Origin of the sequence: Streptomyces sp. NPDC005925 (assembly GCF_040638805.1) — a bacterium.
Taxonomy (GTDB): Bacteria; Actinomycetota; Actinomycetes; order Streptomycetales; family Streptomycetaceae; genus Streptomyces.
In genome coordinates this window covers 225,803-246,325 of sequence record NZ_JBEXVL010000005.1, presented here as the reverse complement: position 1 = coordinate 246,325, position 20,523 = coordinate 225,803, and the positions used below count along the sequence as shown (strand labels likewise).

At 71.2% G+C, this 20,523-nt stretch carries 19 protein-coding genes; 2 read left to right on the top strand and 17 right to left on the bottom strand.

Annotated elements, in window-relative coordinates; translation table 11 throughout:
- Nucleotides 1-48: 48 nt before the first annotated feature.
- Nucleotides 49-1,311, bottom strand: coding sequence for a histidine--tRNA ligase (hisS, locus tag ABZ354_RS09720; protein WP_358654768.1), 1,263 nt, complete (start codon nucleotides 1,309-1,311; stop codon nucleotides 49-51).
- Between the two features lie 13 nt (nucleotides 1,312-1,324).
- Nucleotides 1,325-2,038 carry an MBL fold metallo-hydrolase gene (locus ABZ354_RS09715; RefSeq protein ID WP_358654766.1) on the bottom strand — a complete coding sequence of 238 codons (714 nt, stop codon included), beginning with the start codon at nucleotides 2,036-2,038 and terminating at the stop codon, nucleotides 1,325-1,327.
- A gap of 179 nt (nucleotides 2,039-2,217) precedes the next feature.
- On the opposite strand from ABZ354_RS09715, the gene ABZ354_RS09710 reads away from it, so the two are divergent.
- Both ABZ354_RS09710 and ABZ354_RS09705 read left to right on the top strand, forming a co-directional pair.
- The gene (locus ABZ354_RS09710) at nucleotides 2,218-3,033 is read left to right on the top strand and encodes a peptidylprolyl isomerase (protein ID WP_358654764.1); all 816 of its coding nucleotides are present in this window, start codon (nucleotides 2,218-2,220) and stop codon (nucleotides 3,031-3,033) included.
- A 137-nt stretch (nucleotides 3,034-3,170) separates the two neighbouring features.
- Nucleotides 3,171-4,400, top strand: coding sequence for a DUF349 domain-containing protein (locus ABZ354_RS09705; protein ID WP_358654762.1), 1,230 nt, complete (start codon nucleotides 3,171-3,173; stop codon nucleotides 4,398-4,400).
- A 73-nt stretch (nucleotides 4,401-4,473) separates the two neighbouring features.
- On the opposite strand, the gene relA is transcribed toward ABZ354_RS09705, so the two are convergent.
- From relA to pgsA, 15 genes are all read right to left on the bottom strand, one after another.
- On the bottom strand, nucleotides 4,474-7,017 hold the full coding sequence (gene relA, locus ABZ354_RS09700) for a GTP pyrophosphokinase (RefSeq protein ID WP_358654760.1): 2,544 nt from the start codon (nucleotides 7,015-7,017) through the stop codon (nucleotides 4,474-4,476).
- Between the two features lie 193 nt (nucleotides 7,018-7,210).
- Nucleotides 7,211-7,750: an adenine phosphoribosyltransferase gene (locus tag ABZ354_RS09695; RefSeq protein ID WP_358654759.1), complete on the bottom strand. Its 540-nt coding sequence runs from the start codon at nucleotides 7,748-7,750 to the stop codon at nucleotides 7,211-7,213.
- Nucleotides 7,747-8,880 carry a protein translocase subunit SecF gene (gene secF, locus ABZ354_RS09690; RefSeq protein WP_358654757.1) on the bottom strand — a complete coding sequence of 378 codons (1,134 nt, stop codon included), beginning with the start codon at nucleotides 8,878-8,880 and terminating at the stop codon, nucleotides 7,747-7,749. Before secF ends, ABZ354_RS09695 begins: the two co-directional genes overlap by 4 nt.
- Nucleotides 8,881-8,884: 4 nt before the next feature.
- Complete coding sequence (gene secD / locus ABZ354_RS09685) at nucleotides 8,885-10,663, bottom strand: protein translocase subunit SecD (RefSeq protein ID WP_358654755.1); 1,779 nt, start codon at nucleotides 10,661-10,663, stop codon at nucleotides 8,885-8,887.
- A gap of 137 nt (nucleotides 10,664-10,800) precedes the next feature.
- Complete coding sequence (yajC, locus tag ABZ354_RS09680; protein ID WP_358654753.1) at nucleotides 10,801-11,295, bottom strand: preprotein translocase subunit YajC; 495 nt, start codon at nucleotides 11,293-11,295, stop codon at nucleotides 10,801-10,803.
- A 164-nt stretch (nucleotides 11,296-11,459) separates the two neighbouring features.
- On the bottom strand, nucleotides 11,460-12,539 hold the full coding sequence (gene ruvB / locus ABZ354_RS09675) for a Holliday junction branch migration DNA helicase RuvB (RefSeq protein ID WP_358654751.1): 1,080 nt from the start codon (nucleotides 12,537-12,539) through the stop codon (nucleotides 11,460-11,462).
- A 174-nt stretch (nucleotides 12,540-12,713) separates the two neighbouring features.
- Nucleotides 12,714-13,319 (bottom strand): Holliday junction branch migration protein RuvA, encoded by a 606-nt coding sequence (gene ruvA / locus ABZ354_RS09670; protein ID WP_358654749.1) that lies wholly within the window; start codon nucleotides 13,317-13,319, stop codon nucleotides 12,714-12,716.
- A complete protein-coding gene (ruvC, locus tag ABZ354_RS09665) occupies nucleotides 13,316-13,855 on the bottom strand; it encodes a crossover junction endodeoxyribonuclease RuvC (RefSeq protein ID WP_358654747.1) in 540 nt (179 codons plus the stop codon). Before ruvC ends, ruvA begins: the two co-directional genes overlap by 4 nt.
- 244 nt (nucleotides 13,856-14,099) lie before the next feature.
- Nucleotides 14,100-14,852, bottom strand: coding sequence for a YebC/PmpR family DNA-binding transcriptional regulator (locus ABZ354_RS09660; protein ID WP_358654745.1), 753 nt, complete (start codon nucleotides 14,850-14,852; stop codon nucleotides 14,100-14,102).
- A gap of 48 nt (nucleotides 14,853-14,900) precedes the next feature.
- Nucleotides 14,901-15,512 carry a pyridoxal 5'-phosphate synthase glutaminase subunit PdxT gene (gene pdxT / locus ABZ354_RS09655; protein ID WP_358654743.1) on the bottom strand — a complete coding sequence of 204 codons (612 nt, stop codon included), beginning with the start codon at nucleotides 15,510-15,512 and terminating at the stop codon, nucleotides 14,901-14,903.
- A gap of 7 nt (nucleotides 15,513-15,519) precedes the next feature.
- Nucleotides 15,520-16,425, bottom strand: a complete 906-nt coding sequence (pdxS, locus tag ABZ354_RS09650) for a pyridoxal 5'-phosphate synthase lyase subunit PdxS (RefSeq protein WP_358654741.1) — start codon at nucleotides 16,423-16,425, stop codon at nucleotides 15,520-15,522.
- 279 nt (nucleotides 16,426-16,704) lie between these two features.
- Nucleotides 16,705-17,250, bottom strand: coding sequence for a hypothetical protein (locus tag ABZ354_RS09645; protein ID WP_358654739.1), 546 nt, complete (start codon nucleotides 17,248-17,250; stop codon nucleotides 16,705-16,707).
- Between the two features lie 139 nt (nucleotides 17,251-17,389).
- Nucleotides 17,390-18,553 (bottom strand): glycosyltransferase family 4 protein, encoded by a 1,164-nt coding sequence (locus tag ABZ354_RS09640; protein WP_358654737.1) that lies wholly within the window; start codon nucleotides 18,551-18,553, stop codon nucleotides 17,390-17,392.
- Nucleotides 18,550-19,467: a phosphatidylinositol mannoside acyltransferase gene (locus ABZ354_RS09635; RefSeq protein ID WP_358654735.1), complete on the bottom strand. Its 918-nt coding sequence runs from the start codon at nucleotides 19,465-19,467 to the stop codon at nucleotides 18,550-18,552. Before ABZ354_RS09635 ends, ABZ354_RS09640 begins: the two co-directional genes overlap by 4 nt.
- Entirely contained in the window at nucleotides 19,464-20,222 is a 759-nt protein-coding gene (pgsA, locus tag ABZ354_RS09630; protein ID WP_358654987.1) for a phosphatidylinositol phosphate synthase, read from the bottom strand. Before pgsA ends, ABZ354_RS09635 begins: the two co-directional genes overlap by 4 nt.
- Between the last annotated feature and the right edge of the window lie 301 nt (nucleotides 20,223-20,523).

Below are 20,523 nucleotides of genomic sequence, written 5' to 3'. Positions count from 1 at the left end.
GCGCGAGGCCCCCGACGCCCGTCTCGTCGTACTGGCCGAGTCGCCGTCCTAGCCGAGCCGTGACTCCAGTTCCGCGACGATCTCGTTCACGCCCACTGACGTCTGCTCGCCGGACTCCATGTCCTTGAGCTGGACGACGCCGTCGGCGAGGTCGCGTTCGCCGGCGACGATCGTGTAACGGGCGCCGCTGCGGTTGGCGTTCTTCATGGCGCCCTTGAGGCCCTTGCCGCCGTAGGAGAAGTCCGCCGCGATGCCGTTCTTGCGCAGCTCGGTGACCTTCGCGAACAGCAGGCGGCGGGCGTCCTCTCCGAGCGGTACCGCGAACACGCTGGTCGCGGCGGGCAGTTCGAGGTGTACGCCCTCCGCCTCCAGCGCCAGGACCGTACGGTCGACGCCGAGGGCCCAGCCCACCGACGGCAGCGCGGGGCCGCCGATCATCTCGGACAGGCCGTCGTAGCGCCCGCCGCCGCCCACCGCGGACTGCGAGCCGAGACCGTCGTGGACGAACTCGAAGGTCGTGCGCGTGTAGTAGTCCAGGCCGCGCACCAGCTTCGGGTCGTCCTCGAAGGCGACGCCGGCCGCCTCGATCAGCGCGCGGACCTCCTCGTGGTACGCCTTGCACGCGTCGCACAGGAAGTCGCGCAGCAGGGGTGCGCCGGTCAGCTGCTTCTGGACCGCGTCACGCTTGTCGTCCAGCACGCGCAGCGGGTTGATCTCCGCGCGCCGCAGGGTGTCCTCGTCCAGGTCCAGGCCGCGCAGGAAGTCCTGCAGGGCGGCCCGGTACACCGGCCGGCACTCCTTGTCGCCCAGGGAGTTCAGCAGAATGCGGAAGTCCCGCAGGCCCAGCGAGCGGTACGCCTGGTCGGCCAGGATGATCAGCTCGGCGTCGAGGGCCGGGTCCTCCGCGCCGATCGCCTCGGCACCGACCTGCGAGAAGTGGCGGTAACGGCCCTTCTGCGGACGCTCGTAGCGGTAGTACGAGCCCGAGTACCAGAGCTTGACGGGGAGGTTGCCGGTCTTGTGCAGGTTGGCCTCCAGCGCGGCGCGCAGCACGGAGGCCGTGCCCTCCGGGCGCAGGGCGAGCCGGTCGCCGCCCTTGGTCTCGAAGGCGTACATCTCCTTGGTGACGATGTCGGTGGACTCGCCGACACCGCGCGCGAACAGCTCGACGTTCTCGAAGCCGGGTGTCTCGATGTAGCCGTAGCCGGAGTTGCGCAGCGGGGCGGCGATCGCCTCGCGGACGGCGAGGTACGTGGCGCTGTCCGGCGGGATCAGGTCGTACGTGCCCTTGGGGGCCTTGAAGGTGCTCACGGGAGGTCTCTCGTCACATTCCTCGTCGGGGAGCGTCGTCCACACGCGCTCCCTGGCCGGCGGCCACCTGCCGCAGATACGGGTTGGTGGCGCGCTCCTGGCCGATGGTCGTCTGGGGGCCGTGTCCGGACAGCACCACGGTCGAGTCGTCGAGCGGCAGGCACACGCGGGCCAGCGAGTCGAGCATCTCGGCCATGTCGCCGCCGGGCAGGTCGGTGCGTCCGACGGAGCCGGCGAACAGCAGGTCGCCCGAGAAGAAGACGGGCGGGATGTCCGCCGTCTCGGGCATCCCGAAGGTCACCGACCCCTTGGTATGGCCCGGCGCGTGCGCGACGGAGAACTCCAGGCCCGCCAGCTCCAGCTGCGCGCCGTCGGCCAGCTCCTTGACGTCGTCGGGCTCCCCCACGGTGAGCTCGCCCATCAGCGGCATCCCGATGGAACGGCCGAGCGCCTTCTCGGGGTCGCTCATCATGTACCGGTCGTCGGGGTGGATCCAGGCCGGCACGTCGTGCGCGCCGCACACCGGGACGACCGAGGCCACGTGGTCGATGTGGCCGTGGGTGAGGACGACGGCGACGGGCTTGAGCCGATGCTTCTTCAGTGCCTCCTCGACGCCCTGGGTGGCCCGGTGGCCGGGGTCGATGATCACGCACTCCTCGCCGGCGGCGGGGGCGACGAGATAACAGTTCGTCCCCCAGGCCCCGGCGGGGAACCCGGCAATGAGCACGATCGTCCTTCTTTGCGTCGGTTCGAGTGGCTTGCGCTCGGGCTGCGCCCGTGGTCAGAGCCTACCGGCGCTGCCGATTCCACAGCGAACCCATATACGGTACGGGGCACACGCAGGCGGGCGGCTCACCGCTGCCACGCGTACCGGTCGGCACACGAGACGCATGAGGAGAGAACCCGGTGGTCAGCCAGGAGCAGCGGCGGCGTCAGCTCGCCCGGGAGAAGTTCTTGCGGCAGCAGCAGCGGCGTACGTCGACACGGCGCAAGGCGCAGATGCGCAACGCCGTGATCGCGTCGGTCCTCGGCGTGGTAGTGGTGGGCAGCGTCGCGCTGTACACGACCGACGCGTTCAAGGGTGACGACAAGACCAACGCGAACGCGGAGGTCTCCCCGAGCGCGTCGGCGAGCAAGGCGCCCGACCCGTGCGAGAAGCCCGCCGAGGGCAAGATCGCGTCGAAGACCTGGAAGAAGGAGCCGGCGGTCTCGATCGACAAGTCGGCGAAGTACACGATGAAGTTCGCGACGACGTGCGGCGACATCGACGTCGCCCTGAAGGCGTCGGCCGCGCCGCACACGGTCAACTCGTTCGCCTTCCTCTCCGGGAAGGGCTACTTCGACCACACGAAGTGCCACCGCCTCACCACCACCGGCATCTACGTGCTGCAGTGCGGCGACCCGACCGGCCAGGGCAACGGCGGCCCCGGCTACACGATCCCGGACGAGAACCTGAAGGACAAAAGCCTGAAGGGCAACAGCTACCCCAAGGGCACCATCGCCATGGCCAACACGGGGCAGCCGCACTCCGGGGGCAGCCAGTTCTTCCTGGTCTACAAGGACAGCCGGCTGCCGCCCAAGTACACACCGTTCGGTACCGTCTCCGCGTCCGGCATGAAGGTGCTGGAGAAGATCGCCAAGGCGGGCGAGAGCACCGGAAACGGCGATGGCGCCCCGAACGCGACCGTCGTGATCGACAAGGCGACCGTCACGAAATCCTGACCCCCAGCTGCGTAAGTTCGGTCGCGCGGGATGCGGACAGCCGCCCCGCCGGTCGCCTATGTTGGCCGTGACGAAACTGTGGACGATGCCCGGGGGAGCTCGACAGCTCCTCGCCGGCATCATGTGGAGGAGGCGCTGTGAGCAGCGACCCGTGGGGCCGCGTCGACGAGACGGGGACCGTGTACGTGCGTACGGCCGACGGTGAGAAGGTCGTCGGTTCCTGGCAGGCAGGCTCTCCCGACGAGGCGCTGGCCTACTTCGAGCGCAAGTACGAGGGCCTGGTTGTCGAGATCGGCCTCCTCGAGAAGCGGGTGAAGACCACCGACCTGTCGGCCAAGGACGCGCAGGCCGCCATCGGCCATCTTCGCGAGCAGGTCGACGCGCACCACGCGGTGGGCGACCTGGACGCCCTGCGGGTGCGGCTGGACAAGCTCGTGGAGACGGTGGAGAAGCGTCGCGAGGAGCGCAAGCAGCAGCGCGCGAAGCAGTCCGACGAAGCGCGTCACGCCAAGGAGGCGCTCGTCACCGAGGCGGAGCAGCTGGCGCAGTCCGACCAGTGGCGGGTGGCCGGTGAGCGGCTGCGGGCGCTGGTGGACACCTGGAAGGGGCTGCCGCGTCTGGACCGCAAGTCCGACGACGAGCTGTGGCACCGCTTCTCGCACGCCCGCTCGGCGTTCTCCAAGCGGCGCAAGCAGCACTTCGCTCAGCTGGACGCCCAGCGCGAGGAGGCCCGCCGGATCAAGGAACGGCTGGTCGCCGAGGCGGAGTCGCTGTCGGGTTCGACGGACTGGGGTCCGACGGCCGCCCGGTACCGCGACCTGATGACGGAGTGGAAGGCCGCGGGTCGCGCTCAGCGCGAGCACGAGGACGACCTGTGGAACCGTTTCCGGGGCGCGCAGGACGTCTTCTTCGCGGCCCGCAGCTCGGTGTTCGCCGAGCGGGACGCCGAGCAGACGGAGAACCTGAAGCTCAAGGAGGAACTGGCCCAGGAGGCCGAGAAGATCCTCCCCGTCACGGACCTCAAGGCGGCTCGTGCCGCGTTCCGTTCGGTCAACGAGCGCTGGGAGGCCATCGGTCATGTGCCGCGGGACGCCCGGCCGAAGGTCGAGGGCCGGATGCACGCCGTGGAACGGGCCATCCAGGAGGCCGAGGAGGCCGAGTGGCGCCGGACGAACCCGGAGGCACGCGCGCGCGCCGAGGGTCTGACCGGTCAGCTGCAGGCGGCGGTCGACAAGCTCAGGGGTCAGATCGAACAGGCCCGCGCCCAGGGCAACACCGCGAAGGCCGACAAGCTGGGGCGTGAGCTGGAGGGCCGCCAGGCTCTGCTGGACCAGGCGCTGAAGGGCCTGCAGGAGTTCGGCGGCTGACGCAGACGTCAGCGGCAAGGGGGGCTTGCGTACGTGGCGTACGCAAGCCCCCCTTGCCGTGCTGTTCCCGGGCCTACGCCCGGCTGCGCGCCGACGTCACGCGGTACACGTCGTAGACGCCCTCCACTCCCCTGACTGCCTTCAGGACGTGCCCGAGGTGTTTCGGGTCGCCCATCTCGAACGTGAAGCGGGACGTGGCGACACGGTCGCGGGAGGTCTGGACGGCCGCGGACAGAATGTTCACGTGCTGGTCGGACAGTACGCGGGTGACGTCCGACAGCAGCCGGGAGCGGTCCAGCGCCTCGACCTGGATGGCCACCAGGAACACCGAGGACTGCGTGGGCGCCCACTCGACCTCGAGGATGCGCTCGGGTTCACGGGACAGCGAGTCGACGTTGACGCAGTCGCTGCGGTGCACCGAGACGCCGCTGCCGCGGGTGACGAACCCGATGATGGGGTCGCCGGGGACCGGGGTGCAGCAGCGGGCCAGTTTGACCCACACGTCCTCCACGCCCTTGACGACGACACCGGGGTCGGCGCTGGAGCGGCGCTTGCGGCTGCGGGCCGGCGGTACGGACTCGTCGACCTCCTCGCTGGCGGCCTCCTCACCGCCGAGGGCCTGCACCAGCTTCTGCACGATGTTCTGCGCCGAGACATGGCCCTCGCCTATCGCCGCGTACAGCGCGGAGATGTCCGAGTAGCGCATCTCGTGCGCGAGCGTGACGAGCGAGTCGCCGGTGAGGATGCGCTGGATCGGCAGGTTCTGCTTGCGCATCGCGCGGACGATCGCGTCCTTGCCGTGCTCGATCGCCTCGTCTCGGCGCTCCTTGGAGAACCAGGCCCGGATCTTGTTGCGGGCGCGCGGCGACTTGACGAAGCCGAGCCAGTCGCGGGAGGGGCCCGCGCCGGACGCCTTGGAGGTGAACACCTCCACCAGGTCGCCGTTGTCCAGGGTGGACTCCAGCGGCACCAGGCGGCCGTTGACCCGTGCTCCTATCGTGCGGTGGCCGACCTCCGTGTGGACGGCGTACGCGAAGTCGACCGGGGTGGCGCCCGCCGGGAGCGCGATGACGTCTCCCTTGGGCGTGAAGACGAAGACCTCGTTGCGGGACAGGTCGAAGCGCAGGGACTCCAGGAACTCCCCGGGGTCCTCGGTTTCCTTCTGCCAGTCCAGCAGCTGCCGCAGCCACGCCATGTCGTTGATGGCGGCCGAGTCCTTGCCGGCCTTGCCGGTGCTGCGGGGGGCGTCGGTGCGCACCTTGGAGGCGCCCGCGACGGCCTCCTGCTTGTACTTCCAGTGCGCGGCGATGCCGTACTCGGCGCGGCGGTGCATGTCGAACGTGCGGATCTGCAGTTCGACGGGCTTGCCGCCGGGGCCGATGACCGTCGTGTGCAGCGACTGGTACATGTTGAACTTGGGCATCGCGATGTAGTCCTTGAACCGGCCGGGGACCGGGTTCCATCGCGCGTGCACCGTGCCGAGGGCCGCGTAGCAGTCGCGGACGGTGTCCACGAGGACGCGGATGCCCACCAGGTCGTAGATCTCCGCGAAGTCACGGCCGCGGACGATCATCTTCTGGTAGACGCTGTAGTAGTGCTTGGGGCGGCCGGTGACGGTGGCCTTGATGCGGGCGGCCCGCAGGTCCTGCTGCACCTCGTCGGTCACTATGGCGAGGTACTCGTCGCGCTTGGGCGCGCGCTCGGCGACGAGGCGGACGATCTCGTCGTACATCTTGGGGTAGAGGATCGCGAAGGCGAGGTCCTCCAGCTCCCACTTGATGGTGTTCATGCCCAGGCGGTGGGCGAGCGGCGCGTAGATCTCGAGGGTCTCGCGCGCCTTCTTCTCCTGCTTCTCGCGCTTGAGGTAGCGCATGGTGCGCATGTTGTGCAGGCGGTCGGCGAGCTTGATGACCAGGACGCGCGGGTCCTTGGCCATGGCGACGACCATTTTGCGCACGGTCTCGGCCTGCGCGGCCTCGCCGAACTTGACCTTGTCCAGCTTGGTGACGCCGTCGACGAGCAGGGCGACGACGTCGCCGAAGTCGCGGCGCAGGTCGTCCAGGCCGTACTCGGTGTCCTCCACGGTGTCGTGCAGCAGACCGGCCATCAACGTGGCCGGATCCATACCCAGCTCGGCGAGGATCGTGGTGACGGCGAGGGGGTGCGTGATGTACGGGTCGCCGCTCTTGCGCTTCTGGCCGCGGTGCCAGCGCTCGGCGACCTGGTACGCGCGCTCGATCTGGCGGAGCGTCGCCGTCTCGATCTTCGGATCGTTGCTGCGGACTATGCGCAGCAGAGGCTCCAGGACCGGGTTGTACGGGTTCGCGCGCTGGACGCCGAGCCGGGCGAGGCGGGCCCGGACGCGGTTGGAGGAGCCGGAGCGGACGGGCGGGTTGGTGGGCGCACGGACCACCGGCGGCTGCACGGGGCGTTCGATGGATGGCACCGGCTTGGGCCGGGACCCCTCGGCCCCCTTGTCGACGGGCGCCGACTGGGCGTGCTGGACCGGACCGCTGGTGTCGTTCTTCACCTGCGGCGTGCTCGGCGCGGGCTTGGCCGCGGCGGCCGAGACGGACTCGGGCTTCGCGGCGGTCAGGGGCTGGGCCTCGTCTGGCAAGAGGGCTCCTCGTGCACGGTCCGGGTCCCCCGGTCAGGCCCGGACACCCCATGGTAGCGATCCTGGGACGCAGGATCGCCTTCAGGTCACTGTGAGACCTGTCCACCGGAGGAACACGAGAGGCGGGCGCCGGATTCCTCCGGGCCCGCCTCCGCGGTGCCGTGCCGATGCGTCCGGCCTGGTCCAAGACCCGCTAGACAGTGAGCAGCGCCCGCAGCGGGACGCCCGCCAGAGCCGGTTCCAGGCGGGCCCTGCCGCCGAGGAAACCGAGCTCCATGAGGACGGCGACGCCCGCGATCTCGGCGCCCGCCCTGCGGATGAGCCGGACCGAGGCCTCGGCCGTGCCGCCGGTGGCGAGGACGTCGTCGACGACCAGGACCCGGTCGTCCCGGCCCAGGTCTCCGGCGTGCACCTCGATCTCGGCGGAGCCGTACTCCAGGTCGTACGCCTGGCTCAGCGTGGCGCCGGGGAGCTTGCCCGCCTTGCGCACCGGGACGAAGCCGAGTCCGGCGCGAACGGCGACCGGGGCGCCGAGGATGAAGCCCCGGGCCTCCAGGCCGACGACCTTGGTGGCGCCGGTCTGCTCGGCGATCTCGGCGAGCGCGTCGGTGAGCGCGGTGAACGCCGCCGGGTCCGCCAGGAGCGGGGTGATGTCCTTGAACATCACGCCCGGCTCCGGATAGTCGGCCACGTCCCGGATGCGGCTGAGCAGCAGCTCCTGGATGTCGGTCATCGGCGCTTCCCCGAGGGGCGGCCGCGGCCCCGGCCGCGGGACGCGGGCCGACTGCGCGGGCCGACCACGGCGTGGGCGGCGTCGTCGTCCACGTCGGAGTCCTGCGGCTCGTCGTCGTACGCGTCGTCTGCGGAGCCGTCCAGCGGCTCGCCCTTCGCGGCGGCCTGGGCCCGCTTCGCCAGGACCCGCTTCTTGAGCGCCTTCATCGACGGCTCGAGCTCCTTGAGGTCCGCGACGAGCGGCGTGGCGATGAAGATCGACGAGTACGCGCCGGCGGCGAGGCCGACGAACAGCGACAGCGAGATGTCGTTGAGCATGCCGGCGCCGAGGACACCGCCGCCGATGAACAGCAGGCCGGCCACCGGCAGCAGCGCGACGATGGTGGTGTTGATCGACCGCACCAGGGTGCTGTTGATCGACCGGTTGGCGATGTCGCTGTACGTCCAGCGGGTCTGCCTGGTGATGTCCCTGGTCTGCTCCTTGAGGCTGTCGAAGACGACGACCGTGTCGTAGAGCGAGTAGCCGAGGATGGTCAGCAGACCGATCACCGTGCCCGGCGTGACCTCGAAGCCCACGAGGGCGTAGATGCCGACGGTGATGGTGATGTCATGGATGAGGGCGACGAAGGCGGCTACGGCCATGCGCCACTCGAAGGCGATCGCCAGGTAGATCACCACGAGGACCATGAAGATGCCGAGGCCCTGCCAGGCCTTGTTGGCGATCTGGTCGCCCCAGCTGGGGCCGACGAGGTCCGCGTTGATCTGCTCGGCGTCGATCTTGAGGTCGTCGGCGAGTGTTTCCTTGATCTTGTCGGCCGCGCCGGTGTCGATGCCGGCGACCTGCACGCGCAGGCTGCCGTCACCGAGCTCCTGCACGATCGCGTCGTGACCTGAGGCCTCTGCGGCGTACTCCTCGGCCTTGGCCACGGAGACGCTCGTGTTCTTGGGGGTGGTGAAGACCGCTCCGCCCTGGAACTCGATGCCCATGTTCAGGCCCCGCACCGCCAGGCCGACGATGGCCGTGATGGTGATCAGGATGGAGATGCCGTACCAGATCTTGCGGTTCTTGACGAAGTCGTAGCCGACCTCGCCGCGGTGCAGTCGGGCGCCGAGAGTGCCGAGTTTCGACATCGACTCACGCCTCCTTCGGGTCGACGGGGCCGGCGGCCGGGACGGAACGGCGGGTGCGGCGCAGCGGGGGCTTGGCACCCAGGCTCTTCGGATCGAGACCGGAGAGCTTGTGGCCGCTCGCGAAGAAGTTGCGGCGGGCCATCAGCGTGAGCAGCGGCTTGGTGAACAGGAACACCACGACCACGTCGAGCACGGTGGTCAGGCCGAGCGTGAACGCGAAGCCCTGGACCTTGCCGACGGTGACGACGAACAGCACCGCGGCGGCGAGGAACGACACGAAGTCGGAGACCAGGATGGTGCGCCGGGCGCGCGGCCAGGCCCGCTCGACGGCGGGGCGCAGGGTGCGGCCTTCGCGGATCTCGTCGCGGACACGTTCGAAGTAGACGATGAACGAGTCCGCCGTGATGCCGATGGCAACGATGGCACCGCAGACAGCGGGGAGGTTCAGCGCGAAGCCGATCGCCGGGCCGAGCAGCGACATGATCACGTAGGTGAGGGCCGCCGAGACCAGCAGCGAGGCGACGGCGATGAACGACAGGCCGCGGTAGTAGAGCAGCAGGTAGATGACGACCAGCGCCAGGCCGATCGCGCCGGCGATCAGGCCGGCGTGCAGCTGCTCGCCGCCGAGCGCCGCGGTCACCGTGGTGACGCTGTCCTCGTGGAAGGTCAGCGGCAGGGCGCCGTAGGACAGCATGTTGGCGAGGTTCTGCGCGGACTCCTGGTCGAAGTTGCCGGAGATTTCCGCGTTGCCGCCGGTGAGGGCCTGGCTGACGTACGGGTCGGAGACGACCTCGCCGTCCAGGACGATGGCGAACTGGTTCTGCGGGGACTGGTTCTTGGCCAGCTTGCCGGTGATGCTCGCGAACTTCTTGGAGCCCTTGTCCGTGAAGTCCATCGTGACGGTCCAGCCGGCGCCGGACTGCGTGTTGAAGACCGCCTTGGCGTCGTCGACGTCCGTGCCGTCGACCTCGGCCGGGCCGAGGATGTACTTCTGCCACTGGCCCTGCGCGTTCTGACCGCAGGCGAGCGTGGGCTCCCCGGGCTTGGCACCGTCGCCGGCCGCGGCGCGCACGGCGGGCTTGGTGCAGTCCAGCGCGGCGTACTGCTCCTGGAGCTTGCCGGCACCGGCGGGGGCACTGGCTTCGGCGGACGGCGTGGCGCTCGGGGAGGCCTTGCCGGTCGCGGACGCGGAGGGCGTGGGGCTGGCCTTCAGGGCGTCGCTCGCGGGGCGGCCCCGCGTGGTGGCGCTCGCGGAGGGGGCCGTGGAGCTGCCGGCGGAGGGCGAGGAGGTCGCCTTCTCGCCGTCCTTGTCCTTGTCCTTCGCCTTGTCCTTGCCGGAGGCGCTCGGCGACGGGGCGGCGGGGTCTGCGGCGCCCGCGACCTCGGTGGCGGTGACCGGGCGGAAGTAGAGCTTGGCGGTGGTGCCCACCTGGTCCCGGGACTGCTTGGAGTTGGTGCCCTTGGGGATGTTGACGATGATGTTGCGATCGCCCTGCGTCTGGACCTCGGCCTCCGAGACACCCAGACCATTGACACGACGCTCCATGATGGAGACCGCCGTGTCCATGTTGGTCTTGTTGATCGCGTTCTCCTGGCCGGCCTCGGGAACAGCCCGGAGCGTGATGCTCGTACCGCCGGCCAGGTCGATGCCGAGACGCGGAGTGGTGTGTCCGGAGGCGAACATGCCGCCCGTGAGCGCCACGATGGCGATCAGAATGAGGGCCAGCGAGCGGCCCGGCTTGCTCTGGGCGCTCGCGTTCCGGCCCTTTTTAGGTGCTGCCACCTTCTCGTACTCCCTCTCGGGCCGCTCTCACGCCGGGTGGGCGCGCGGGCGGCCATGACATGGTGTCGGGATCCCCCGTGCGAGCTGCGCAGGCCCAGGAGCGTGCGGGCCCGTGCCCGCACCGACCCCGGGCGCGACTACTTCGCCTCGGATTCGCCGTCGGTCTTCTTCGTCCCCTTGTCCGTCTTCGCCTCGGCGGGCGCGACCTGGGCCGGCTCGTCGGCGGACTCGTCCTTCTTGCCGAGGTCGACGGACTCGTCGTCGGAGTCGGCGGCAGCGGGCTCGTCGGTCTCGGTGAGGGAGGAGGCGTCGTCCGGGACGATGTCGGCGTCGGACTTCAGGTCGTGCTCGATGCCGTGCACGATGCGGTTGTACTCGTCGTCGGTCAGGACCGCACCGATCGAGTTCTTCGCGAAGAGCAGGTCGACGCCGGGACCGGCGTCGAGGAGGACCGTGTCCTCGCTGACCTCCTTGACCGTGGCGTACATGCCCCCGATGGTGCGGACGCCGGAACCGGGCTGCATCTGGTTCCGCATGTCGGTGGCCTGCTGCTGCTTCTTCTTGGCCGAGCGGGTCATCAGGAACATGGCCCCGATGAGCACGATGAACGGGGCGAGGGTCAGGAGACTCACGGGTCGAACTTCCTTCACGCGACCGCGGTGGTGAACGGCCTGCTGGTTGGGGGTGTGTGATGCCGTCGGCTAAGGCGGCATCGGCGGAGTCTAAGCGAGTCCCCGCGCAGGGAACAACGCTCAGCATCGCACCGGGGTTCCTGCCTGGGCGAATGCGCTCGCCGTCACGCCCCGAACAAGTCCTGTTGTCCGTTTCCCCCGCCCTGCGACCCGGGCGCGGCAAGGCCGAGATGCGCCCATGCGGCGGGTGTGGCGACCCTGCCGCGCGGGGTACGGGCCAGCAGCCCCTCCCGTACGAGGAAGGGCTCGGCCACCTCTTCGACGGTCTCGCGCTCCTCCCCCACGGCGACCGCCAGCGTCGACAGTCCGACGGGGCCGCCGCCGAACAGCTTGACCAGGGCCTGGAGCACGGCCCGGTCGAGGCGGTCGAGGCCGCGGGCGTCCACTTCGTAGACCGCGAGGGCCGCGGCGGCGATGTCCCGAGTGATCACGCCGTCGGCCTTGACCTGGGCGTAGTCGCGCACCCGGCGCAGCAGACGGTTGGCGATGCGGGGCGTGCCGCGTGAGCGGCCGGCGATCTCCGCGGCGCCGGCCGTGTCGATCTCGACGTCGAGCAGGCTCGCCGAGCGGTGCACCACCCGCTCCAGTTCGGCGGGCTCGTAGAACTCCATGTGCGCGGTGAAGCCGAAGCGGTCGCGCAGCGGGGGCGGCAGCAGTCCCGCGCGGGTGGTGGCGCCCACCAGGGTGAACGGGGGCAGTTCGAGCGGGATGGCGGTGGCGCCGGGACCCTTGCCGACGATGACGTCGACGCGGAAGTCCTCCATCGCCATGTAGAGCATCTCCTCGGCGGGCCGGGACATGCGGTGGATCTCGTCGAGGAAGAGGACCTCGCCCTCCTGGAGGGAGGACAGGATCGCGGCGAGGTCGCCGGCGTGCTGGATGGCGGGTCCCGAGGTGATCCGGATGGGGGCGCCCATCTCCGCCGCGATGATCATGGAGAGAGTGGTCTTGCCGAGGCCCGGGGCGCCGGAGAGCAGGACGTGGTCGGCGGTGGCACCCCGCGCGCGGGCGGCGCGCAGCACGAGGTCGAGCTGTTCGCGGACCTTCTCCTGGCCGATGAACTCGCCCAGGTCCTTGGGGCGCAGCGCGGCCTCGACGGCCTGGTCCTCACCGTCGGCGACGGAGCCGACCAGCCGCTCGGCCGCGGTGCCGTCGGTCGTGTCGGTCGTGTCGTCCCAGTTCATGGAGTGCCTCGGGTCGGGTCGCGGTGGGTGGGATCAGGGGTGTGGAGCCGGGGCGGGAGCTCCGGGGGCTGTGAGGCCGGCGGCTGAGCGGCGCGAGACGGCCCGTAGGGCGACTTTCGGCCATTGACGCGGGGCGGTGTCAGGCCAGCGCGGTCCGGGGGCCCTGCGTGGCGCTCAGCGTGTTCTGTTCAGGGTCTGCAGAGCCGCCTTCAGCAGCCGGCCCACCTGCGGCGTGCCCTCGGCGGCCTCGGCCTGCGGGGCCACCGCGTCGACCGCCTCGTCGGCCTCGCGGGTCGCGTATCCGAGGCCGATCAGGGCGGCGTGCAGCTGGTCGCGCCATCCGGTGGTCACCGGCGCTCCGACGACGGGGGCGCCGGTGGGGGCGCCGAGGCGGTCCTTCAGTTCCAGCAGCAGTTTCTGCGCGCCCTTCTTGCCGATGCCGGGGACGGCGGTGAGGGCCTTCTCGTCCCCTGTGGACACCGCGCGCCGCAGGGCGTCGGGGGTGTGCACGGCGAGCATCGCCTGGGCGAGGCGGGGGCCGACGCCACTGGCGGTCTGGAGCAGCTCGAACGTCTGCCGCTCGTCGTCGTCCGCGAAGCCGTACAGCGTGAGGGAGTCCTCCCGCACGACCAGGGACGTGGCGAGCCTGGCGGGCCGGCCGACGCGGAGCGTGGACAGTGTGTTCGGCGTGCACTGGACGGCCATGCCGACGCCGCCGACCTCGACGACCGCGGCGTCGGGGGCGAGCGCGGCGACGGTGCCGCTGACGAAGGCGATCATGCCGTACGGCCTTTCGTTGCGTGGGGGGCGTGCCGGGCGACCGCCTGCTGGAGGCGGCTCTGCGCCGGGGAGCGCCAGATGTGGCAGATGGCGAGCGCGAGGGCGTCGGCCGCGTCGGCCGGTCTGGGGGGCGCGGCGAGCCGCAGCAGCCGGGTGACCATGGCTCCGACCTGCGCCTTGTCGGCGCGTCCCGAGCCGGTGACGGCGGCCTTGACCTCGCTGGGGGTGTGCAGGGCGACGGGTATGCCGCGACGGGCGGCGCAGAGCATGGCGACGGCGCTGGCCTGCGCGGTGCCCATCACCGTACGGACGTTGTGCTGGCTGAAGACGCGCTCCACCGCGACGAACTCCGGGCGGTGTTCGTCCAGCCACCGCTCCAGCCCCTGCTCGACGGCGACGAGGCGGTGGCCGAGGTCCGCGTCGGCGGGTGTGCGCACGACACCGACGCCCAGCATGGTGAGCGGCCGTCCGGCGACCCCCTCGACCACGCCGACGCCGCACCGGGTCAGGCCCGGGTCCACCCCCAGTACGCGCACGCGCCTCTCCCCTTTCCGCGGCTGAGCCGCCGCCGCTGTCGCGGAACCGGCCGGGCACCGTCGTGGCCACCCCGTGACGGTGACGGGCTGTGGACGGTGATCTGTGCAATGACGCCATCGCCAGGCTAGCCGCTGCCACTGACAGCGACGGCGGGCCGAGGGGAACGTGTCCCCTCGGCCCGCCGGAAGCTGCGGTGCGACGCATGGCTGCGGTGCTCCGAGAAACACGGTGCCCGCGGCGGCGTTACGCGTCGACCTTCTCCATGATCTCGTCACTGACGTCGAAGTTGGCGAAGACGTTCTGCACGTCGTCGCTGTCCTCGAGGGCGTCGATCAGCTTGAAGATCTTCTTGGCGCCCTCCTCGTCCAGTTCGATCTGCATGGTCGGGACGAAGTTGGCGTCGGCGGAGTCGTAGTCGATGCCCGCGTCCTGGAGGGCGGTGCGGACCGCGACCAGGTCGGTGGCCTCGCTGAGGACCTCGAAGGTCTCGCCGAGGTCGTTGACCTCCTCGGCGCCCGCGTCCAGGACCGCGCCGAGGACGTCGTCCTCGGACAGTTCGCCCTTGGGGACGATCACGACGCCCTTGCGGTTGAACAGGTACGACACCGAGCCCGGGTCGGCCATGGAGCCGCCGTTGCGGGTCATGGCGACACGCACCTCGGAGGCGGCACGGTTGCGGTTGTCGGTGAGGCACTCGATGAGCACCGCGACACCGTTGGGGCCGTAGCCCTCGTACATGATCGTCTCGTAGTCGGCGCCGCCGGCCTCGAGGCCGGCGCCGCGCTTGACCGCGGAGTCGATGTTCTTGTTGGGGACCGACGACTTCTTGGCCTTCTGGATGGCGTCGTACAGCGTCGGGTTGCCCTCGATGTCGGCGCCGCCCATCCGCGCCGCGACCTCGATGTTCTTGATCAGCTTCGCGAAGAGCTTGCCGCGCTTGGCATCGATGACGGCCTTCTTGTGCTTCGTCGTGGCCCATTTAGAGTGGCCGGACATCTGCCTGTCTCCTTCGCGTAACCCATCTCGGCAACGAACGCAGGAATCCTACAAGGACTCGGCTCCCGCGTTCGCGCGCACCATGTCGACGAACAGGGCGTGCACGCGGTGGTCGCCGGTCAGTTCCGGGTGGAACGACGTGGCGAGCGCGTTGCCCTGGCGGACCGCGACGATGTGCCCCTCGTGCTCGGCGAGCACCTCGGCCGCCGCCCCGGTGGACTCCACCCAGGGGGCGCGGATGAAGACGCCCTCCACGGGGTCGCCCGCGACGCCCTTGACGCCGACCGCCGCCTCGAAGGACTCGTTCTGGCGTCCGAAGGCGTTGCGGCGCACGATCATGTCGATGCCGCCGACGGTCTCCTGGCCCGAGCGCGGGTCGAGGATCTTGTCGGCGAGCATGATCATGCCCGCGCAGGTGCCGTACACGGGCATCCCGGCCCGCACGCGGGTGCGCAGGGGCTCCATCAGGCCGAAGAGGACGGCCAGCTTGGAGATGGTGGTCGACTCGCCGCCGGGGAGGACGAGGCCGTCGACCTCGGCGAGTTCCGCGGGGCGCCTGACCGGCCTGGCCACGGCGTCGGCCGCGGCCAGGGCGACGAGGTGCTCCCGTACGTCGCCCTGGAGGGCCAGGACGCCGATGACAGGGGTTCCTCCGGACATAGGGTGCTTACCAGCCGCGGTTGGCGTAGCGCTCGGACTCGGGGAGGGTGTCGCAGTTGATGCCGACCATGGCCTCGCCGAGGTTGCGGGACGCGTCCGCGATGATCTTGGGGTCGTCGTAGAACGTGGTGGCCTTCACGATGGCGGCGGCGCGCTTGGCCGGGTCGCCGGACTTGAAGATGCCGGATCCGACGAAGACGCCCTCGGCGCCGAGCTGGCGCATCAGGGCCGCGTCGGCCGGGGTGGCCACGCCGCCGGCGGAGAACAGCACGACCGGCAGCTTGCCCAGCCCGGCGGTCTCCTTGACCAGCTCGTACGGGGCGCGCAGTTCCTTGGCGGCGGCGTACAGCTCGTTGTTGTCGTAGCCGCGCAGGCGGGCGATCTCGTTCTTGATCTGGCGCAGGTGGCGGACGGCCTCGACCACGTTGCCGGTGCCGGCCTCGCCCTTGGAGCGGATCATGGCCGCGCCCTCGGCGATGCGGCGCAGGGCCTCACCGAGGTTGGTGGCGCCGCACACGAAGGGGGTCGTGAAGGCGAACTTGTCGCTGTGGTTGACCTCGTCGGCCGGGGTGAGGACCTCGGACTCGTCGATGTAGTCCACGCCGAGGGACTGCAGGACCTGCGCCTCGACGAAGTGGCCGATGCGGGACTTGGCCATCACGGGGATGGACACCGCGTTGATGATGCCCTCGATCATGTCCGGGTCGGACATCCGGGCCACGCCGCCGTCCTTGCGGATGTCGGCCGGGACCCGCTCCAGGGCCATGACGGCGACGGCGCCCGCGTCCTCGGCGATCTTCGCCTGCTCCGGCGTGACGACGTCCATGATCACGCCGCCCTTGAGCTGCTCGGCCATGCCGCGCTTCACGCGTGCGGTGCCGGTCTCGGGAGCCTGGTTCTGGGTGCTGGACACGGGTGACCTCACTGACGGGAAAGAGGGATGCTGCAGCACTGAGGAAACGTGAGGGGACCAGGCCACAGCAAGGGCCAATGGGAAGGCGGTGGATCGTTTTCCCGCCCCGAAGGGGGACGGGCGGCCGCGGTGTCCCTGCCGTTCGGCCGGTCACTTCCCGCACACGCAGGTCCGGCGCGGGCAGTCGGGCACCCGTCCACCTGCTCTTCGTCGTCCTGTCCGCCATCCCGTACGCCGGCGGCGGCACCAGCGCCAGAACCCCGCCGGAGGCACCGGAGGCTAGGCGGCGGACCGGTCCACCAGGGCCGTCGGGGGTTCGTCGTCCATCTCGAAGGCCAGCGGGAACGGCGCGTGGCCCGCCAGCCGGAACCAGCGCACCTTGCGGTGCCGGCGCAGCGCGCGTGCCGCCCGTACGGCGTCGTTGTGGAAGCGCCGGGCCATCGGCACCTTGCGCACCGCCTCGGTCAGTTCGCGGGCGGCCTCCTCGCCGCCGGGCGCCTCGCGCACCGCCTCCACCTGCGGCGCCTCGCCGAACACGGCGCGCAGCGCCTGGCTCAGCTCGCTCTCGGCGACCTCCCGATGCTCCTCCTCGGCCTGGCGCGCGGCGTGCGCAGCCTCGTACAGCACGATCGACGCGGCCGGGTCGAGGACTCCCGAGGTGGCCAGTTCCTGGGCGACGGAGGCGCGGCGCAGCAGTTGCGCGTCGAGCGCGGCGCGGGCGGCGTCGATCCGGGCGTGCAGCCGGTCCAGCCGCCCGGCGGTCCAGCTGAGGTACAGGCCGGTCGCGACGAGCGCGACGAGGATCCAGATGAGGGTTGCGGTCACGTGCCGCAACGTTACCGGGGCGCCCCGCGGAGGCGGCCGGGCGTCCGGCAGTGCGCACCGGCGGGTGCCTGGCCGGACGGCCCGCTCCACCGCCGGACGGCGCCCCGGACCTGCGGCCCGGCAAGCGCCGCGCCGCCCGTCAGTCCCGCGCCAGCCCCAGCCGGGCCCTGAGCCCCGTCGTCCTGTCGTCCGCCGCCACCGCCGCCGCGCCCGCCGTCACCGTCTCGTAGACCGACAGGATGTCCGCGCCGACCGTCGACCAGTCGAAGCGGCGTACGTGGCTGCTGCCGCGCTCGCGCAGTTCGGCGCGGCGGGCCGGGTCGCCCAGGAGGCGGACGGCCGTCTCGGCCAGCGCGTCCGCGTCCTCGTTGGGGAACAGCTCGCCCGCCGCGCCCCGGTCCAGGACCTGCGCGAAGGCGTCCAGGTCGGAGGCGAGGACGGGAGCCCCGGCGGACATCGCCTCGACGAGGATGATGCCGAAGCTCTCGCCGCCGGTGTTGGGCGCCACGTACAGGTCGACGCTGCGCAGCAGCCGGGCCTTGTCCTCGTCGCTGACCATGCCGAGGAACTCCACGCGGGGGCGCAGCTCGGCGGGCAGGGTCTCCACCGCCTCCTCCTCGTCGCCGCGCCCGGCGACCAGCAGCCGCGTCTGCGGGCGGGCGGCGAGGATCTTCGGCAGGGCCCTCATCAGGACGGGCAGGCCCTTGCGGGGCTCGTCGATGCGGCCGATGAAGCCCATGGTGTCGCCCTGCCACTCGGACTTGGGCTTGGCCTTGGCGAAGAAGTCGACGTCGACGCCGTTGGGGATGACCACCGCGTCCCCGCCGAGGTGCTCCACGAGCGTGCGGCGCGCGTACTCGCTCACGGCGACCCGCGCGCTGATCTTCTCCAGGGCCGCCTGCAGGATCGAGTACGCGGCGATCATGGCGCGCGAGCGCGGGTTCGACGTGTGGAACGTCGCGACGATGGGGCCCTGCGCGGCCCAGCAGGCCAGCAGGCCGAGGGACGGCGAGGTCGGCTCGTGGATGTGGATGACGTCGAACCGTCCGTCGTGCAGCCAGCGCCGCACCCGGGCCGCCGAGAGGAAACCGAAGTTCAGGCGTGCCACCGAGCCGTTGTACGGCACCGGCACCGCGCGCCCGGCGGAGACGACGTACGGCGGCAGCGGCGTGTCGTCGTCGGCGGGCGCCAGGACGGACACCTCGTGCCCGAGCCGGATGAAGTACTCGGCCAGGTCGCGGATGTGGAACTGGACGCCGCCCGGTACGTCCCAGGAGTACGGGCAGACGATGCCGATCCTCACGCGGCGTCCCCGTCCGTCGGGCGGGCGTCGAGATCGGCGAGCCACAGGCGCTGCAGCATGTGCCAGTCCTCCGGGTGGTCGGCGATGCCGGTGGCGAAGGCGTCGGCCAGCGACTGCGTCATGACGGACGTCTTCTCGGCGCGGGTGCCCGCCTCGGGCACGGCGACCGGGGCGTGGATCCGGCCCTTCATCACCGGCGACTCGTCGTACCAGAGCGTCACCGGCAGCAGCAGGGCGCCGGTCTGCTGGGCGAGCAGGGCGGGACCCGCGGGCATGCGGGCGGTGTCGCCGAAGAACTCGACGGGCACGCCCGAGGCGGACAGGTCGCGGTCGGCGACCAGGCAGACCAGGCCGCCGTCGCGCAGCCGCCGGGCGAGGGTGGCGAAGGCGGCGCCGCCGCTGTGCGGCAGGACCTCCATGCCGAGGCCCTCGCGGTAGGCGACGAACCGGTCGTAGAGCGTCTCGGGCTCGAGGCGTTCGGCGACGGTCGTGAACGGGGTCTTCAGATGCGTGGTGACCCAGGCGCCGGCGAGGTCCCAGTTGGCGAGGTGCGGCAGGGCGATGATCACGCCCCGGTCGCCGGCCAGACCGTCGGTCAGGTGGTGCAGGTCCTTGGCCTCGAAGCCGGTGCTGATCCGCTCGGCGCTCCAGGCCGGCAGCCGGAAGGACTCCATCCAGTAGCGCAGGTAGGAGCGCATTCCCGCGCGGGACAGCTGGGCGAGCCGCTCGGGGCCCGCGTCCGGCACCACGCGCGCGAGGTTGCGCTCCAGCCGCAGGACGCCCTTGCCGCGCCGCTTCCAGGCGGCGTCGGCGATGGTGCGGCCGAGCCGTACGGCGACGGGCTCGGGGAGTTTCTTGACGGTGCTCCAGCCGAGTCCGTACAACGTGTCCGTGACCCGGTCCCGGGTGGTCATGTCGCGGCCCCGCTGCCGTGGGAGGCGTTGTGCTGCCCGCCCTCATTGTCCTGCGCGGCGGCCTCCGCGGCCTCGGCCTCGGCGGACTCCCGGCGAACGGTCACGACGCGCTGGATGAGCGTGACCAGGCTGCCGACGGCGACGAGCCACAGCGCGATGGGCAGCAGCACGTGGATACCGGGCACGCCGAAGGTGTCGAAGCCCGCGAGACCGGCCGCGACCAGCGACACCACCAGCCGCTCGGCGCGCTCCACGAGCCCGTTGACGGCCACCGGCAGCCCGATCGACTCGCCGCGTGCCTTGGTGTACGACACCACCTGGCCGCTGGTCAGGCAGAAGATCGAGACCGCGCACAGGACGTTGTCGTCGCCGCCGCCCGCGTACCACAGCGCGAAGCCGCCGAAGATCGCGCCGTCGGCGACCCGGTCGAGGGTGGAGTCCAGGAAGGCGCCCCAGCGGCTGCTGCGGCCGAGCTGGCGGGCCATGTTGCCGTCGACCAGGTCGGAGAACACGAACAGCGTGATCACGACCGTGCCCCAGAAGAGCTCCCCCTGGGGGTAGAAGACCAGCGCACCCGCGACCACTCCGGTGGTGCCGAGGAGCGTGACCGTGTCCGGGCTGACGCCCCGGCGGATGAGAAACGCGGCGAACGGTGTGAGGACACGCGTGAAGAATGCACGCGCGTACTTGTTCAGCATGGCCTTCCCGACGGTCGGTGTCGCCGGACGGCCCCTGCTGGCCACCGGCTGGCCCATCGTAGTCACGCCCGCGTGACGGCGACGGCCGGGCACCCGGAGCCCGTGTCACGCCGGAGGGCCCGGGGTCGCACCGCTCGGCCCACGCGCGGCTCGCGTCACTCCGGCCGCGGCCGGATCACGTCGCTCGCTTCCCGCCCGGGACGCGTCCCTCGGGGCGCGCGGCCCGAACGGCGCGTCCCGGGCGACCGCATCGGCTCGCCCGGGACGCGCCCGGAACGCATGCGAGCGCGTGCGGAGCGCGTGCCCCCGCGGACGGCGCACCGGCCGGGCCCGGATCGCGCCGCCAGGGGTCGCGCGC

Bases quoted from the DNA above. Each gene is read 5' to 3' on its own strand.
- pdxT (WP_358654743.1), bottom strand. From the start codon at position 15,512: ATGTCCGGAGGAACCCCTGTCATCGGCGTCCTGGCCCTCCAGGGCGAC.
- secF (WP_358654757.1), bottom strand. From the start codon at position 8,880: ATGTCGAAACTCGGCACTCTCGGCGCCCGACTGCACCGCGGCGAGGTC.
- ruvA (WP_358654749.1), bottom strand. From the start codon at position 13,319: ATGATCGCCTTCGTCAGCGGCACCGTCGCCGCGCTCGCCCCCGACGCC.
- ABZ354_RS09695 (WP_358654759.1), bottom strand. From the start codon at position 7,750: ATGACCGACATCCAGGAGCTGCTGCTCAGCCGCATCCGGGACGTGGCC.
- ABZ354_RS09635 (WP_358654735.1), bottom strand. From the start codon at position 19,467: ATGACCACCCGGGACCGGGTCACGGACACGTTGTACGGACTCGGCTGG.
- ruvB (WP_358654751.1), bottom strand. From the start codon at position 12,539: ATGAACTGGGACGACACGACCGACACGACCGACGGCACCGCGGCCGAG.
- pgsA (WP_358654987.1), bottom strand. From the start codon at position 20,222: ATGGGCCAGCCGGTGGCCAGCAGGGGCCGTCCGGCGACACCGACCGTC.
- ABZ354_RS09660 (WP_358654745.1), bottom strand. From the start codon at position 14,852: ATGTCCGGCCACTCTAAATGGGCCACGACGAAGCACAAGAAGGCCGTC.